Consider the following 14,471-nt stretch of genomic DNA (forward strand, 5'->3'; position numbering starts at 1 on the left):
CGAACCGACTCCCAGCCCCGAGCCCCTACTCGCGCGGTCGCCTGTTCGGCGGTGACCGCCCCCGGAAATCGTCAGGCTCGCCGCTCCTCCAGCAATGTGCGTAACACGTCGCGTTCCGACACCACACCGACGACCAGCCCGTCGTCCATGACGGGCACATGCCGGATCTCGTTGTCGAGCATGCACTCGGCGACGCGGGCGATCGTGTCGGCGGGCGACACGGTGGCGAGATCCAGCGTCATCACGTTCTGCGCGATCTCGTCGTCGGGGTCCGCGCCTTCCGCCAGCGCGCGGACGATGTCGCGCTCGGAGATCACGCCCTCCGCGTGAGTTCCGGGCCCCCTCCACGGAGGGGTGGCGCGAACGACGGCCACGCCGATGTAGTCCCCGGCGAGCGTCTCCGCCACCTGGCGAAGGGTCGCGTCGGGATCGACATCGACCGTCGGACGATTGACCAACGTGCGAACGGTCTCGTTCTCGATGCTCACGTTTCCACCTCTCGTCGAGTGCGTAATCGGGGTCAGGGCACTGCCGGGACGCCGGACAGGTGCCGAAGGAACCAGTCCTGCGCGACGGAAGCCGCCGCTTCGAGGGTGCCGGGCTCCTCGAACAGATGCGTCCCACCGGCCACGATCGCGACCCGATGCTCACAGCGGAGCCTCGCGGCCGCCTCCTCGTCGAGCCGCAGCACCACGGTGTCGTCGCCCCCGACGATCAACAACGTGGGCGCTTCCACCGCGTGCAGACGCGACGCGGCGAGGTCGGGCCGGCCACCTCGCGACACGACCGCGGCGATCGTCGGGTCCGCGCTCGCTGCCCACAGCGCGGCCCCCGCCCCGGTACTGGCCCCGAAGACGTCATCGGACGGCCACCGCGATACAAACGAACGCGACGTTCCAGCTCGGCGCGTTCACGAGCTTCGACCGCCGCAATCTCGTCCGGGGTTACCTGCGCGACTCGAACGATGTGCGGATCGAGCACCCGCACGTCGTCTTCGCCGATCGCGCCCATCCCCAGCTCGGGCTGGAACCGCACGCCGAGCTTGCGGACCACCGGGTTCTCGCCGCGGAGCCCCTCGAGTCGCTCCGCAAGCGCGATACCGGCCTCGCGCCGGTCGCGGAAGCGCCGGACGCGCGTGTGCGTAGTGGGAGGAAATGGCCTCGTCATGGCACGCTCGATTCGTCGCTGGGCACGATCAGCGCGTACCCGCGCCCGACCATGCTCACGTCGCCACGCGACTGGAGTACGACGTCGAAGACTCGGACATCATCGGCCGTTGCCACCACAATCCCCCCTGTCCAGATGTCACGAACGGGGATTCCGGCGCGTCCGACGGGTGAATGCGCTCCGCGCCACCCAAGGACGGTCGTGCGCGGGTTCGAGCGACGGGTCGTGCTGAGACGGCGGGCGATGATCAGGAGGTAGGGCACGGCATCCTTTGCATAGACCGCGCCGCACTCGCTCACTTGCTCCGCAGTTCCGACACGTCTTCATCAGCTTCCTCCGCGGTTGTGCGACTCCTCACGGCAATGGTGCGCGCCTCGGCGCTCGTGGAAACAGGGCCGGAGGTCACACGCTTCGGCAGCCAGGGACCTTCGGCCCTGTGCACTCACGTAACAGCGGAGCAGGCTCGTGTCATCAAGGACCGCGAGAGGGAGGGAGCGATGAGCGCACGTCGCCGCACGAAGAAGACAGCATCGCCGACGCCGGAATGGCTTCGGGCGTTGCATCCCCCGTACGGGTCCGTCCGCGTCGATGCGGCCCGTGCCGACCGGCAGGAATACACGGAGGCGGGGCGCGGCTAGGCATGCGTCGAGCGGCAACGCCGCGCCTTGAACGACCGGGTGAGCCATCACGGGTTGCTCTCGTGTGCGGGGGAGGAGCCTGGCGCGTCATGAGCGCGAGTTCCGCATCCACGCCGTCGGCCAACTGCACCGCCGGTCGCAGTGCCCGCTCGGCGCGCTCAGAGCCGTCGAGCGGCACGATCATGGTTTGGACGCCTTGCGGGTTCATGCTGCACCTGTTGACGGCGCGTCGTGTCCGTGCTCTCGGAGTAGATCCTCGGTCACGAGGTGCTGGACGTCCTCGAGCCGCAGCACGCCCACGACGCTCATCGTCGGATCGACGACCGCGAGCGCGCGCGCCGGAGCGCTCACCACGAGCGGGAGGTTGTCCTCCAAGCCGTCCGTGGCGGCGATCGCCGGCGCTTCGCGCTCAGCGAGCTCGGCAGCACGCCGCCCGGGCGCGCTGCGCTCGATGGCTCGCGACTCGACCATCCCCTCGTAGCCGGCGTCGCCGACCATCGGAAACGCGCGCTGCGCGCTCCGCCGCAGCAGCGCGCGTAACTCGTCGACACTCATCGTGGGATCGACGATCACGGGGTCGAGCAACATCGCGTCGGCGACGCGATGCCCACTCAACCGCACATGCACGATCGTCGCGGCCTCCTCGGCCGACGCGCCGAAGTACACGAACACACCGATGATGGTGAGCCACAAGTCGAAGAAGACACCGCCCACGATCAAGGCGATCGCAACGCCGCGTCCGATCCTCGCCGCCACATGTGTGGCGTGTTCGAGGTCGTACCGGCGCTCGAGAAGTGCACGAAACACCCGACCGCCGTCGAGCGGGAACGCGGGCAGCAGGTTGAACGCCGCGATGATGAGGTTGAACCAGAAGAGGCCAACGAGGAACGATCCGCCGAAGAGATCGATGGGGAGAAAAGCGTCGCGCGCGAGCACCGCGGCGATGCCGGCAAGCGCGGCGAGCCCCACGCTGGCGGCGGGACCGGCAATGGCCATCGCGAGCTCGTCGCTCGGCGTCTCGGGGAGGTGCTCGAGCCTGGACACCCCGCCGATCGGCAGGAGGACGATCTCGTGCACGACCGCGCCACGGGAGCGCCCGACGAAGCAGTGCGCGAGCTCGTGCACGACGACGCACGAGAAGATCAACGCGAGCCACGCCAGCGACGCCGCGACACCGGGCCCCTCCGGCGCGCTGCCCGCCAACGCGAACAACGCGACCAGCAGAAAGAAGGTGTAGTGGACCCGGATCTCAATGCCTGAGATCCGACCGATGCCGAACGACCACAGCCGGTGCCCCGAGCGGGGCGGCTGCCGGGTGCCGGCTGCGGGACTCACGTTGTCGAACCTACCGAAGCTCGAGCGCGGCCGACAGGGGCGAAGGTCCCTTGCGTACGGTCTCCCCGACCCGACCGGTGGGACCGATGCTGATCGAGGAAGCCGGGGCGAACGCCAGCCTTCGCGCCGCGCAACTCCTTGGGATCGACGCCGACAACGAGCGCAGGACTGGCACCGTGTCCTCTTCGAGCATGGCCGCCAAGGCTCGGCGACGCTCGGCGCTCCGCAACACCTTCCACGCGAAACCCGTCGACAGAGTGCGCCTCATGCCCGGAGAGAACGCGATCCGCGTGAGTTAGGGCCTGCCGACGAACACCGGGCGCCCGAGGCAAGGGCGACCATGGGGTAGACAAGGCTTGCGTACTCGAGGGTGAGGGGGCTCCATGAAGTTCCGTGTCGTGCAATGGACTACTGGCAAGACCGGCACCGCCGCGGTGCGCGGCATGGTCGGGCACCCCGCGCTCGAGCTCGTCGGTTGCTACGCGTACTCACCCAAGAAGGTCGGAGAAGACGTCGGTGTGTTGGCGGGCATCGAGCCGATCGGAATCCGCGCCACTGACGACATCGACGCGCTGCTCGCGCTCGAGCCCGACTGCGTGAGCTACATGCCCTTCCGGCCCGACTTCGACCATGTGGTCCGGATCCTCGAGTCGGGTGCCAACCTCGTGACAACGATGTACATGCTCGCCGGGGTTGGCTACGGAGACGACGTGCACGCGCGGATCGAGGATGCTGCCCGTCGTGGGCAGTCGTCGCTCTACGCGAGCGGTATCTACCCGGGCCACGCCAACATGGTCGCCCTCGCGACGAGCGCGATGTGTACGCGTATCGATTGCATCTCAGTGCTCGAATCGCTCGACATGAGCGGGTACGCGAACGAGAAGATGTTCCGCGCCATGGGCATCGACCGCGCACTCGACGACCCCGAAGCGCCCGTGCTCGTAGAGGGTGCCTGCGGATCGTTCAAGGACCAGATCAGGGTGATGGCTCGCGCCCTGGAAGTCGAGCTCGACGGAATCCGCTTCGACGTGGAGTTCGGCGCCGCCGACCGAACCACCGACTTCGGCTTCATGACGATCCAGGAGGGCCGGATCGCAGGGTTCAAGGGTGTGCTGTCGGGAGTCGCCGACGACCGACCGCGCGTCCAGTGCAAATTCGTGTGGAAGGTCGGCCACGACATGACGCCGAGCTGGCCCGTCGAAGACGGCTACGTCGTCGAGATCGAGGGTGAGCCTGGCGTACGGTGCCGGCTCGAGCCGATTGGTCCCCACTTCGACGGGGCGACCACCACTGCCATGCCGGTGGTGAACGCGATCCCGCAGATCTGTGCGGCGCCCCCGGGCATCGTCAACCGAATGGACCTGCCGCTCGTGAAGGGCGCGCACCTCCTGACGCGCTACAAGTCCAGCGCGGGATAGAAGGTCTCCGGTCCTACCACCGCGACTTCGCTCAGCAGGTCGCGGTCGTACACCTTCCCCCACGACGGGTCGGCGAGGCTCATTGCCTCGCGCGGATAGCTCCAGTTCGTCGGGTCGAGCGCGTGCGCCTGTCGAAAATGGGGAACCGCGTCGAGTGGGAACCCGGCTCTGTGCAGGTGTTGGCCGAGCTCGAAGTGCGCGGCGGCCAGACCGAACTCGATGGGCCGCGGTCGTGAGCGCGCCACCACCTCCGCCGGTGACAGCACGAACGCGCTGTTGGCACCGTTGGCGACCCAGTCGCGCACCGCATCGGTGTATCGCCCGGTGCGGTCCACGGCCTTCGTCATCGCTTCGACGACCGTGCGCTGCTTCTCCGGCATCTGCGCGATGGCGGCGGCCTGGCGTGCGGCGGCCGCCTCGTCCTGGCCTCGTCCCGCGCGCTGCGGGAACGCGACTTCGGGCGGGCGCACGATGGTGCCGTCCTCGTCGATCCACAGCGCGAACGGCACGTTCGTGATCCCGAACTGATCGACCATGGAGAGCGCCTGGTCCACCAGCGACGGGTGGGTCGGGTTCGCCGCCTGGACGAACGGCAGTGCCGCCGCGCGATCGGTGTCGAGGGCGACGGTCACGATCTCGAGGCCGTTTGGCGCCAGCTCCTCGTACAAGGCCTGCCACACGGGCAGGTCAAAGCGGCATCCTCACCAGGAGGCCCAGGCGAGCAACAGGACTTTCCGCCCTCGCAAGCTCGCCACGTCGAAGTCTCGGCCGTCGAAGTCTCGGCCGTCGAAGCTCGGGAGGACGAGGTCGGGCATGCGCGCGCTGTCGAGCACGCGACCACCCGACTCGGGGCCGATCGCCCAGAGCCCGTGCGTCCCGTCGTGAGCGATCGGCATGCCGAGGCGCTCGGTGACGCTAGCCACGTCGAGCGGGCCGGCGGCGTCGCGCACCGGGGGCAAGAGGGGCACACACCGCTCGTCCTTGCACGCGCCCTCGGGTTTGATCTCCCAACCCGTGAGCCGGTGGAACTCTTCGCCGGTCACATCCAAGCGGTCAACAATCACGGCGCGACTGTAGCCATGCGGTCAGCGAACGGATCGCGCCCGCGCGCGGACATCAGGCCCACTGGGGTTGATGATCTCCTTCGTGGGGGGGCGGGAGTCACTCGGCGACAGACGGCGCGTCGAGACGGTCATCTGTTGGGCCCTGACGGTCGGCGTCGTGTTCCAGGTTGCACAGCGGTTCGCCAAGACCGGGTACGACCTCAGCGAGTACGGACGATCGTTGTGGTACGTCACGTACCGGTTCGGCTTCGTTCGTCGTGGCCTGGCCGGCGAGATGCTACGGATCGCCCTCGGACATACGCCTTCGCTCGGCGCGGTGGACTTCGTGCAGAACGTCGTGGCCGGCGTCATGCTGGGCGCGGCGATCGCGCTCGTCGTCCTGCTCTGCCGGCAACGGACGGTCATCGCGTATGCGGCGGCTGCGCTGCTCGTGGTCGCGCCCTTCGGCCTCGACACGGTCGGGGGGCAACGCCGGCCGGATCTGTTCGGATACTTCCTGCTCGCGATGCTCGGGATCTGGGCCGCGACACGTCGCGTCAACGCGATCGTCTTGGGTCTCGTCGGCGGTGTGCTGCTCGGAGTGTCGACGCTCTTCAGCGAAGCGAGCCCACTGATCATCGGGCCGTGGCTGCTGCTCGTCGTCGTCGCGTCGGCGCGTGCGCGCGCACGCTCACGTTCGGAGCCGTGGTGTGCGATGGTGCTCTGCACGCTGCCTTCGGTACTCGCACTCGGGTTGCTCGCGGCGACCGGCCGCGGCAGCAGCCAGACCGTCGCGTCGCTCGAAGGCGCGGCTCCACCAGAGATCCAGGCGCACGGCTCCGTGTTCCCCTACCTCAACGACACCTTCCGGTCGAGCTTCGAGCGGGTCGTCCACGGCCCCGGCAATCCACCGCTCTCGATACTCGTCGGAACCGTGTTCGCGGTGTTGTTGCTGTTCTGCGCGGGCAATTGCTTTTCGTACGCCCGCGCCGTGTGGACCTGGATCCTCCCCACCCGGTTCCTGCGCGTCGCGTGGGCGAGTGGAACGCTCGCCGCCGCGATCGTGCTGTTCGCGCTCGGATTCGACTGGCTGCGCTGGATCAGTTCGATCGGCTTCGCCGCGCTGCTCGCGGGCGGAGCGATCGTGCTCCTCGACGGCCGGGTGCTCGACGGCGGGCGTTCCGCCCGTGCTCCCGACCGCGAGATCTGGCACCGGTCGGTTCCGTCCGAGGTGTCAGTGTCGATTCCCGGACTGCTGACACTCGCGGTTGCCACCTACCTCTTGGTCCTGGCACCGCTCCCGAACTTCATCAAGAACGTCGGTGACACCGCGCAGACCCTGCTCAGCGTGCCCCGGTGAACGGAGCAAACGGTCCGGCCCGATTCAGAGTGCTGGGTGCCGGTAATGCTGTCCTCGAGCGGGTCGTCCCCCTCCTCGACGGTACGGGCGGTTACGGCGACGACCACCGGAACAGGGCCCACGCAAATGCCGACGGAACATCGCGCTTGCCGTACGGTGATTGACCTCACGAGGACAGATCGAAACAGTGCGAGGAGCTGGCCGATGCATACCGCGCACCTCTACCGCAAGCGAGCCGAAGCCTGAACGCCGACGTCGTCCGCGGCACGCTCGAGACCCGCGACGGGTTCCACCTGCTCCGCTTCGAGCGTCACCTCGATCATCCGGTCGAGCGCGTCTGGGCCGCGCTCACCCAGCCCGAACAACTGGTCCGGTGGCTCGCCGAGGCGGAGATCGAGCCCGTCGTCGGCGGGCACGTCGTCCTCCGCTGGCTCAACACCGACCAACGCGCTGAAAATCAGGCGGTCATGCACGGCACGATCACCAAGCTCGTGCCCAACGCGGTCCTCGAGATCAACTCCGACATCCACGGTCTACTCCGCTGGCACCTCGAGCGCGACGGCAACGGGTGCACGCTCCGGTTCAGCAGCGCGCTTCCGGTACCCAACGACCAGGTCATGCTGGCGCTCGCGGGATGGCACATTCATCTCGAGCACCTCGCCGACGCGCTCGACGGCAAGCCCGTCGACTGGCCGAACTGGATGGCCGACCACTACAACCGGTGGTCCGAGCTCCACGTGCGGTACATCGCGACCCTCTGAGCCACGGTCCGTGTCGTCATGCGGGGTACACGGTGAGCTCGGTCGCCTTCACGCTCATCCAGATGTCGGTGCCGTCGTGCAGTCCGAGCTCCGCAACCGCAGCCGGCGTGACCTCGGCGACGAGCGGCACATTCGCGTCGACGTGGATCCGCATCCGGTCGCCGAGCAGGTCGGTACCGCTGATGCGCCCGCTCCACACGTTGCGCGGGCTTCCCTCAGGACGGTGTCGGTGCAGTGCGACGGCATGCGGATGCACCGCGACGTACACATCGCCCTGCGCGGCGTCGGCCACGACCACAATTCCACCGGCATCGAGCGTGACGTCGTGCCCATTGGCGCGACCGCGCAAGAGGTTGATACCGACGAGGTCGGCGACGTACCGGGAGCGCGGTCGGGCCGCGACCTCGGCGATCGGGCCAACCTGTGCGACGCGGCCCTGCTCCAGCACGATGATCCGGTCGGCGAGCGCGACCGCATCGAGCAGTTCGTGTGTCACCAGGATCCGCGCACCGCGAAACGAGGCGAGATGGGCGCGCAGATCCCGCCGCAGCTCCGTCCGGATGCCGACGTCGAGCGCGGCGAGCGGCTCGTCGAGGAGCAGCAGCCGCGGCTCTGGCGCCAGCGCACGCGCCAGCGCGACGCGCTGCCCCTGTCCTCCCGACAACCGACGCGGCTTGTCGTCTGCTTGATCGGCAAGACCGACGCGCGCGAGCCACTCGTCGGCGCGTTGCCGAGCTTCTGATCGCGGTGTGCCGCGCGCCCGGAGGCCGAAGGCGACGTTCTCGCGCGCAGTCAAGTGCGGGAACAGGAGGTAGTCCTGGAACACGACCCCGACCGATCGCCGCTCGGGCACGACGTAACGATGGGCGCTCGGGTCGTCGACGGTCACGCCATCGATCACGATGCTCCCGCGGTCGATCCGCAGCAGACCCGCGAGCGCGCGCAACAGCGTGCTCTTGCCCGCGCCGTTCGGCCCGAGGACCGCGACGGTTTCCCCGTCGGTAGCCGAGACGTGCGCGTCGAGGTCGAGCGCTCCGAGGTGGAGCGCGACCTCAGCTTCGAGCGTCACGCAATCCTCCGAACCAGTGGTCGCGGAGCGCGACGAGGACGACGACCGACACTGCGAGCAACACGAGGCTGAGCGCGATCGCGACGCCCTGGTCGCTCTCGAGGAGCAGGTACACCGCGAGGGGCACGGTCTGGGTGCGCCCCTGGATGTTGCCGGCGAAGGTGATCGTGGCACCGAACTCGCCCAGCGCGCGCGCCCAGGCGAGCGCGGCGCCCGCGTACAGCGCGGGTGCGATCAGCGGGAGCGTCACGCGCCGGAACACCGTCCAGCGCCCGGCGCCGAGGCTGGCGGCCGCGTCCTCATAGCGTTGGTCCATCGTGCGCAGGCCGGCCTCGACCGTGATGACGAGGAACGGCATGGCAACGAACGTCTCCGCCAACACCGCGCCCGACGTGCTGAACGTGAACTGGAACCCGAACCAGTCGTAGAGCCACTCGCCCAGGAGACCGCCGTTCCGCTGGAACGTGTAGAGCAGCGCGACCCCGCCCACGACGGGGGGTAACACCATCGGCAGCACGACGAGCGCGCGCACGAACGCACGGCCCGGGAAGCGCACTCGGGCGAGCACCCACGCGAGGGGAACGCCGAACACGACGCAGAGCGCCGTCGACCACAGCGAGCAGACCACCGACAACCGGATCGCTTCGCGCGCCTGCGGCGTGGTGAGGTCGTCCCAGAGGCTGCTCCACGGTGCGCGCTGAAGCAGCCCGACGAGCGGGAGGGCGAAGAACGCGACTGCGACGACGGCGAGGAGCGTCGCCGCGAACGGCACGCTCCCCCGGCGGTTCACGCGGCGGTCGGTGCGGGGAGGAACCCGAACGACTGGAGTCTCGTCTGACCGGGTGCCGACATCACGTACTTCACCCACGCGTTCGCGAGCCGGGCGTTCCGCGAAGACGCGAGCCGCGCGATCGGGTACACGGCGAGCACGTTCAGCGACGCCGGTATCCTCACCGAGTGCACACTCTTGCCCGCGCTCCTGGCATCGGTGACGTACACGATGCCCGCATCGGCGTCACCGGTCGCGACCGCGGCAAGCGTCGCCTTCGGGTCTTGACCGAGCGTGACCTTGTCGACGGGAAGCGTGATGCCGTCCTGCGACAGCGCCTGCGCCGCGTACTTCCCGCACGGTGCGGTCGCGGCGCACAGCGACACGATCCCGACGCCGGGGAGATCGGCGAGCGACTCCACGCCCTTCGGGTTGCCCGGCTTGACCACGATGGTCAGGAGGTTCGCGGCAAGGTCGATCGGTTCGGACGTGACCTGCCCTCCCGAGACGAGCTCCTGCATGTTGGCACGGTCGGCCGAGGCGAAGACGTCCGCCGGCGCGCCACCTTGGATCTGCTGTGCGAGCGTGGATGATGCGGAGAAGTTGAACGTGACCGTCGTTCCCTTGTTCAACTTCTGGAAGTGGGCGCCCATCTTCGTGAACGCCTCGGTGAGCGACGCCGCCGCCGACACCGTGATCGATCCCATGAGCTTCGGCCTTTTGGCCGCGCGCGCAGGCACCGCGCCGGCCGCGCCGACGATCGCGATGAACGAGAGCAATGCGAGCGCGCGTTTCACTCGGACCTCGGAACCTCCACGACGACGTTTGTCGCCTTCACGACACCCACCGCGAGGTCGCCGGGCTGAAGCCCGAGCTCCTCGGAAGCTTCGCGGGTCATCAACGACACCACGCGATGGGGACCGGCCTGGATGTGCACCACGGCGACCAGACCTTCCTTCTCGACTTTCGTGACCACACCGGGGAAGCGGTTTCGGGCCGACTCGCCGACGATCATCACGTCGGTATCCGGGGGCGGAGACATGGCGGTGAGGAAACGCGCGAGATCGGGGCCGTCGATGAGGCGCTGGCCGCCCGAGTCTCGGAGCATCGTGAGGCGCCCGCTGTCACCCCAGCGGCGCACCGTGTCGGCGCTCACCCCGAGCAGCTCCGCCACCTGCCCCACCCGGTACGTCGTCACCTGCGAGAGGATACACGGGTCTATGCTCTGAAACGCAAGCTATTTGCCCCTCTGACCTCGCAGCTGCGGTCAGCCGAGGAGGAGATCGGCCGCGCTGTCGAGCGAGGCGTAGACGCTCTCGATCGACTGGCGCCCGAGCGACCAGGAGCGCAGGTTCTCGCCGAGGACCGCGCTCATCACCGCGATGATCCGCTCCCGACGGGGCGAGGGCACCCGGGCGAGATACGTGGCAAACGCGTCGAGCCGCCCCGACGCGAAGAGATCGAAGATCTCGACGGCGCGCGGATCGCTCGATCCCTGTACCGCGAGCATGTGCCCGTAGACGCTGGGGTTGAGCTCGAACGCGCGCGCTGCTCGCCGGTACGCAATCTTCACACGGTCGACGGTTCGACCCTCCGGCGCCGCGACCTCGCGCCCGAACTGTCGCGCCCACGCGAGCAAGGCCTCGGCAACGAGGTGCTCCTTCGAATTGAAGTAGCGGTACGTCGTTCCGAGCGCAACTCCGGCCTCGATCGTGATGTCCTTCATCTGGAGGCTCTCGTAGTCGGTGTGGACCATGAGCCGCACCGTTGCCTGCACGATGCGGTCGCGGCGCGCGCGCTGCCGGACGTCGAGCGACTCCGGGCGCGGCGGGGGCGGCTTGCTCGCCCCGCGGCCCTGTACCGGTTCTACCATCGTCAGCGACTCACCCGTCGAGGCCGAGCACACGGGCCGCGTTGCCGCGGAGGAACTTCGGCCAGACGTCGTCCAAGAAGGCGACGTTCGGCATCTCGGTCATGATGCGCTCGATCGAGAGGCCCATGGGGAAATAGCCCGCGTAGATGATCTTGTCGGCACCGCGCGTGTTCGCGTAGTCGATGATCGCCTTCGGGTAGTGCTTCGGCGCGAACGCGCTGGTCGAGTAGTGGAGTCCCGGCCACTTGAGCATGAGCTTCACCGCGAGGTCCTGCCACGGCTCGCAGCCGTGGCGCGTGACGAAGACAAGCTCGGGGAAGTCGTACATCACTTCGTCGATGTACTCCACGCGCTGCGGCTCGAATCTCAGGCGCGGTCCGGGCACACCCGCGCAGCAGAACACCGGGAGACCGAGCTCCACGCACTTGGCGTAGATCGGGTACATCTTCTTGTCGTTGATCGCGACCTGGGGGAACGTGCCCGCGGGGAACATGCCCACCGCACGCACGCCGTACGTCTCGTACGCCCGGACGATCTTGCGGACCGCCTCCATGCCCTCGTTGGGGTCAGCGCCGCACTGCGGGATGAAGCGATCAGGATGCTGCTTCAGCGCGAGCTCGCCGATGCCACGTGGGTCGCCGACGCCGATCATGCCCTGCTCGATCCCCCACTGGTCCATCTCGTGCAACGTGACCGAGATCGGGTCGTCGACGCCGCGGTATTGCTTCTCGGGTACCTGCTTGAACATGTATTCGACCGGGAACTCGAAGTCTTCCTTCGACTCTCGATCCTTCGTCTGTCGCGTGATGAACGCGTAGACCTCCTTCATATTCTCGTGCGGGAACCCGATCATCGTGTCGATGATCCCGATGTCGGTCGGCATAGCCATGCGCGGAACCCCCGAAAACGTTTGTACGCAGCGCTCGAAAGCGGAGAGCGTACCCCGAGCACTCAATTGCCGTCAGCGGCGGCGTCGCGGAGGCTTCTTCGGAGGTGGTAGCGGCTCGGGCCGTGGTTCCTCGGTGAGGACGCGCACGAGCAGCCGCGCGTCGCGCGTGGCAGCATCGGCGGAGCCCGTGGTGAACAGGACGTGCACCGCACGGGCCGACGCCGCAAGCTTCGCCAGTCGCGGCCCCCACGGCTCGAGGTCGCCGCGGCGGTAGTCGTATGACATGCGGTCGTCGCCGGTGTCGGCACCGCGCTCCCAGGCATCGCTGTTGCGGCCGTGGAACCGCACCACCGCCAAATCGCTGGTTGCCGTCGTCAGGGGCGGCAGCGAACTCGGGAACCCGGGCGGCACGTCGACGCACACGAACGCAAGCCGGTGCTCCTCGAAGAACTTCAGGGTGGGCTCGCGATGCTTGGTCTCGAGCCACTCCCGGTTCCGCAGCTCCACCGCGAGCGGCACGTCACCCGCGCGCTCGCGGAGCCATGCGAGGTAGTCGAGCGCGCGCGTCGACGGCTGGAAGTACGAGGGAAACGGGAAGATGATCGTGCCCAGCTTGCCGAACTCGTGCACCGGCCGGAGCGAGGCGAGAAAGCGGTCGAGCGCGAGGTCGAGTCCACGCGCCGACACGTCGTCGGCATACACCTGGCGCCGGGACCGGACCGACGGCGAGAGCAGGTCCCGGACCTCGGGCCACAACGACTCGACCGGTGCGGGGTGATGGGTGAGCAGCCGGTGTGCACGGACGTCGACGACGAACCCCTCGGGGGTGCGATCGACCCACGGTCCCACCACGCGATCCGTGAGCGGGTCGAGTCCGGCGTCGGCTTCGAGCACGCGCAGGGGTGTGGCGCGCGGCGCGACGTCGTCGGGCGCGACCTGCACGCCGATGCGGATCGCGGGCGGGACACGACGGCGCGGTGACTCCTTGCGCGCCCCGCCGGTCTTCGGCCCGCGTGCGCGCGGGCGGCGACCATCCGGAGATCGGCGCGGCGATTGGTCCTGGGGCGTCACTCGGGGCAGGCTACCGAGGACCGAACAACATTGGACAGAGCGAACGGCTGCGACCCATGGACAGGAGAATGCAATGGCGCTGCGCGTGGTAGGAGCGGGTCTCGGGCGAACCGGCACGCACTCCCAGAAGCTCGCGCTCGAGCGCCTGCTGGGCGCGCCCTGCTATCACATGATCGAGACCTTCGGCCGCCCCGATGACATCCCCGTATGGCACCGTGCCGTCGACGGCGATCTCCCCGACTGGCGCACGTTCCTCGCCGACTACGCGGCCGCAGTCGACTGGCCGGTTTGCGCGTTCTGGCGCGAGCTCAGCGAAGTGTTCCCCGACGCGATCGTGCTGCTCTCGACGCGCGACGTCGACTCGTGGTGGACCAGCGCGAGCAACACGATCTTCCAGGTCGTGGGGAACGAGGTGGCAGCGGAGGAGATCACCGGAGCCCAGCAGTCGATGGCGATCGACATGCTCGCGAAACGCTTCACCACACACTGGATGGAGGAGGACGAAGCGAAGCGGGCATACGAGCAGCACAATGCGGACGTGCGCGCATCGATCCCCGACGACCGGCTCGTGGAGTGGCAGCCGGGCGACGGCTGGGACCCGATCTGCGAAGCGCTCGGCCTCCCCGTACCCGACGAGCCGTACCCGCACGTGAACACCACCGCCGACTTCCGCGCGATGACCGGAATGGACGGCTAGGAGCGAACGGCCGCGAGCCGGATACCCCGGCTCGCAGTGAGCGACCCATGGTCAGGCGCGGGTCCCGGCCTGGAACCGCTCGAGCAACTCGAGGTCGCCGAACACCTCGAATGCCGACGCCCCGACGCGGCCCCAGACGAAGAGGTCGAGGTCGGACGCGGTTCCGCGCGCGGCGACGTCGCCCTTCGCGTGCACCCGCTCGATCGCGGGGCTATCGGCCGCGAGCGTGACGAGCCACTCGCCTTCCGTATCGGTGCAATGGAGATGCACGGTCTCGCCGTTTCCTGGAAGCAGATCGCGGTTTCGGAACGGCAGCATGCCGAGGCACTCGTCGACACCGTCGGCCGCGAGCATGGTGTCGATGACATGCGCGCGGCCGGC

The 14,471-nt window shown here is 68.5% G+C and carries 17 protein-coding genes and 1 pseudogene; 5 read left to right on the forward strand and 13 right to left on the reverse strand.

From position 1 onward, the window contains the following. Positions 1-71: 71 nt before the first annotated feature. The 3 genes and pseudogenes from WD271_08090 to WD271_08100 form a co-directional block, all read right to left on the reverse strand. Positions 72-488: a CBS domain-containing protein gene (locus tag WD271_08090; protein ID MEX1007793.1), complete on the reverse strand. Its 417-nt coding sequence runs from the start codon at positions 486-488 to the stop codon at positions 72-74. A gap of 32 nt (positions 489-520) precedes the next feature. Further along, positions 521-853 (reverse strand): annotated as a pseudogene (locus WD271_08095) (phosphoribosyltransferase). Between the two features lie 1,156 nt (positions 854-2,009). Further along, positions 2,010-3,140 carry a site-2 protease family protein gene (locus tag WD271_08100; protein MEX1007794.1) on the reverse strand — a complete coding sequence of 377 codons (1,131 nt, stop codon included), beginning with the start codon at positions 3,138-3,140 and terminating at the stop codon, positions 2,010-2,012. Positions 3,141-3,226: 86 nt separating this feature from the next. Between WD271_08100 and WD271_08105 the strand changes: the two genes are divergently transcribed. Both WD271_08105 and WD271_08110 read left to right on the forward strand, forming a co-directional pair. After that, positions 3,227-3,439: a hypothetical protein gene (locus WD271_08105; GenBank protein MEX1007795.1), complete on the forward strand. Its 213-nt coding sequence runs from the start codon at positions 3,227-3,229 to the stop codon at positions 3,437-3,439. A gap of 84 nt (positions 3,440-3,523) precedes the next feature. Beyond that, the gene (locus WD271_08110) at positions 3,524-4,558 is read left to right on the forward strand and encodes a dihydrodipicolinate reductase (GenBank protein MEX1007796.1); all 1,035 of its coding nucleotides are present in this window, start codon (positions 3,524-3,526) and stop codon (positions 4,556-4,558) included. Here WD271_08110 and WD271_08115 read toward each other — a convergent pair. Further along, positions 4,537-5,622 carry a ResA-like WAxxUGC motif-containing protein gene (locus tag WD271_08115; GenBank protein ID MEX1007797.1) on the reverse strand — a complete coding sequence of 362 codons (1,086 nt, stop codon included), beginning with the start codon at positions 5,620-5,622 and terminating at the stop codon, positions 4,537-4,539. The two genes, WD271_08110 and WD271_08115, sit on opposite strands and share 22 nt — an antisense overlap. A gap of 82 nt (positions 5,623-5,704) precedes the next feature. On the opposite strand from WD271_08115, the gene WD271_08120 reads away from it, so the two are divergent. Further along, on the forward strand, positions 5,705-6,961 hold the full coding sequence (locus WD271_08120; GenBank protein MEX1007798.1) for a hypothetical protein: 1,257 nt from the start codon (positions 5,705-5,707) through the stop codon (positions 6,959-6,961). A 221-nt stretch (positions 6,962-7,182) separates the two neighbouring features. On the opposite strand, the gene WD271_08125 is transcribed toward WD271_08120, so the two are convergent. Continuing rightward, positions 7,183-7,377: a hypothetical protein gene (locus tag WD271_08125; GenBank protein ID MEX1007799.1), complete on the reverse strand. Its 195-nt coding sequence runs from the start codon at positions 7,375-7,377 to the stop codon at positions 7,183-7,185. On the opposite strand from WD271_08125, the gene WD271_08130 reads away from it, so the two are divergent. Continuing rightward, the gene (locus WD271_08130) at positions 7,327-7,722 is read left to right on the forward strand and encodes an SRPBCC domain-containing protein (GenBank protein MEX1007800.1); all 396 of its coding nucleotides are present in this window, start codon (positions 7,327-7,329) and stop codon (positions 7,720-7,722) included. The two genes, WD271_08125 and WD271_08130, sit on opposite strands and share 51 nt — an antisense overlap. A 16-nt stretch (positions 7,723-7,738) precedes the next feature. Here WD271_08130 and WD271_08135 read toward each other — a convergent pair whose 3' ends face one another. The 7 genes from WD271_08135 to WD271_08165 all read right to left on the reverse strand — a co-directional run bounded on the left by WD271_08135 (position 7,739) and on the right by WD271_08165 (position 13,393). Beyond that, positions 7,739-8,791, reverse strand: a complete 1,053-nt coding sequence (locus tag WD271_08135; protein ID MEX1007801.1) for an ABC transporter ATP-binding protein — start codon at positions 8,789-8,791, stop codon at positions 7,739-7,741. Then, complete coding sequence (locus tag WD271_08140) at positions 8,775-9,581, reverse strand: ABC transporter permease (protein ID MEX1007802.1); 807 nt, start codon at positions 9,579-9,581, stop codon at positions 8,775-8,777. The genes WD271_08135 and WD271_08140 overlap by 17 nt, the downstream gene beginning before the upstream one ends. Next, positions 9,578-10,357 carry a molybdate ABC transporter substrate-binding protein gene (gene modA, locus WD271_08145; protein ID MEX1007803.1) on the reverse strand — a complete coding sequence of 260 codons (780 nt, stop codon included), beginning with the start codon at positions 10,355-10,357 and terminating at the stop codon, positions 9,578-9,580. Before modA ends, WD271_08140 begins: the two co-directional genes overlap by 4 nt. Then, positions 10,354-10,758 (reverse strand): TOBE domain-containing protein, encoded by a 405-nt coding sequence (locus tag WD271_08150; GenBank protein ID MEX1007804.1) that lies wholly within the window; start codon positions 10,756-10,758, stop codon positions 10,354-10,356. Before WD271_08150 ends, modA begins: the two co-directional genes overlap by 4 nt. A gap of 69 nt (positions 10,759-10,827) precedes the next feature. Next, positions 10,828-11,433 (reverse strand): TetR/AcrR family transcriptional regulator, encoded by a 606-nt coding sequence (locus tag WD271_08155; GenBank protein MEX1007805.1) that lies wholly within the window; start codon positions 11,431-11,433, stop codon positions 10,828-10,830. 10 nt (positions 11,434-11,443) lie between these two features. Continuing rightward, complete coding sequence (locus WD271_08160; GenBank protein MEX1007806.1) at positions 11,444-12,322, reverse strand: amidohydrolase family protein; 879 nt, start codon at positions 12,320-12,322, stop codon at positions 11,444-11,446. 72 nt (positions 12,323-12,394) lie between these two features. Then, positions 12,395-13,393, reverse strand: a complete 999-nt coding sequence (locus WD271_08165) for a DUF72 domain-containing protein (protein ID MEX1007807.1) — start codon at positions 13,391-13,393, stop codon at positions 12,395-12,397. Positions 13,394-13,466: 73 nt separating this feature from the next. Here WD271_08165 and WD271_08170 point away from each other — a divergent pair, with 73 nt between their 5' ends. Then, positions 13,467-14,090, forward strand: coding sequence for a sulfotransferase family protein (locus WD271_08170; protein ID MEX1007808.1), 624 nt, complete (start codon positions 13,467-13,469; stop codon positions 14,088-14,090). A gap of 51 nt (positions 14,091-14,141) precedes the next feature. Here WD271_08170 and WD271_08175 read toward each other — a convergent pair. Beyond that, a partial coding sequence (locus WD271_08175) for a hypothetical protein (protein ID MEX1007809.1) occupies positions 14,142-14,471 on the reverse strand: 330 nt, incomplete at its 5' end.

It is taken from the genome of Acidimicrobiia bacterium, assembly GCA_040880805.1.
Classification (GTDB): domain Bacteria; phylum Actinomycetota; class Acidimicrobiia; order IMCC26256; family DASPTH01; genus DASPTH01.

Excerpts from the sequence above, each read along its gene's own strand:
- WD271_08110 (MEX1007796.1), top strand. The coding sequence starts at position 3,524 with ATGAAGTTCCGTGTCGTGCAATGGACTACTGGCAAGACCGGCACCGCC.
- WD271_08155 (MEX1007805.1), bottom strand. The coding sequence starts at position 11,433 with ATGGTAGAACCGGTACAGGGCCGCGGGGCGAGCAAGCCGCCCCCGCCG.
- WD271_08170 (MEX1007808.1), top strand. The coding sequence starts at position 13,467 with ATGGCGCTGCGCGTGGTAGGAGCGGGTCTCGGGCGAACCGGCACGCAC.
- WD271_08105 (MEX1007795.1), top strand. The coding sequence starts at position 3,227 with ATGCTGATCGAGGAAGCCGGGGCGAACGCCAGCCTTCGCGCCGCGCAA.
- WD271_08160 (MEX1007806.1), bottom strand. The coding sequence starts at position 12,322 with ATGGCTATGCCGACCGACATCGGGATCATCGACACGATGATCGGGTTC.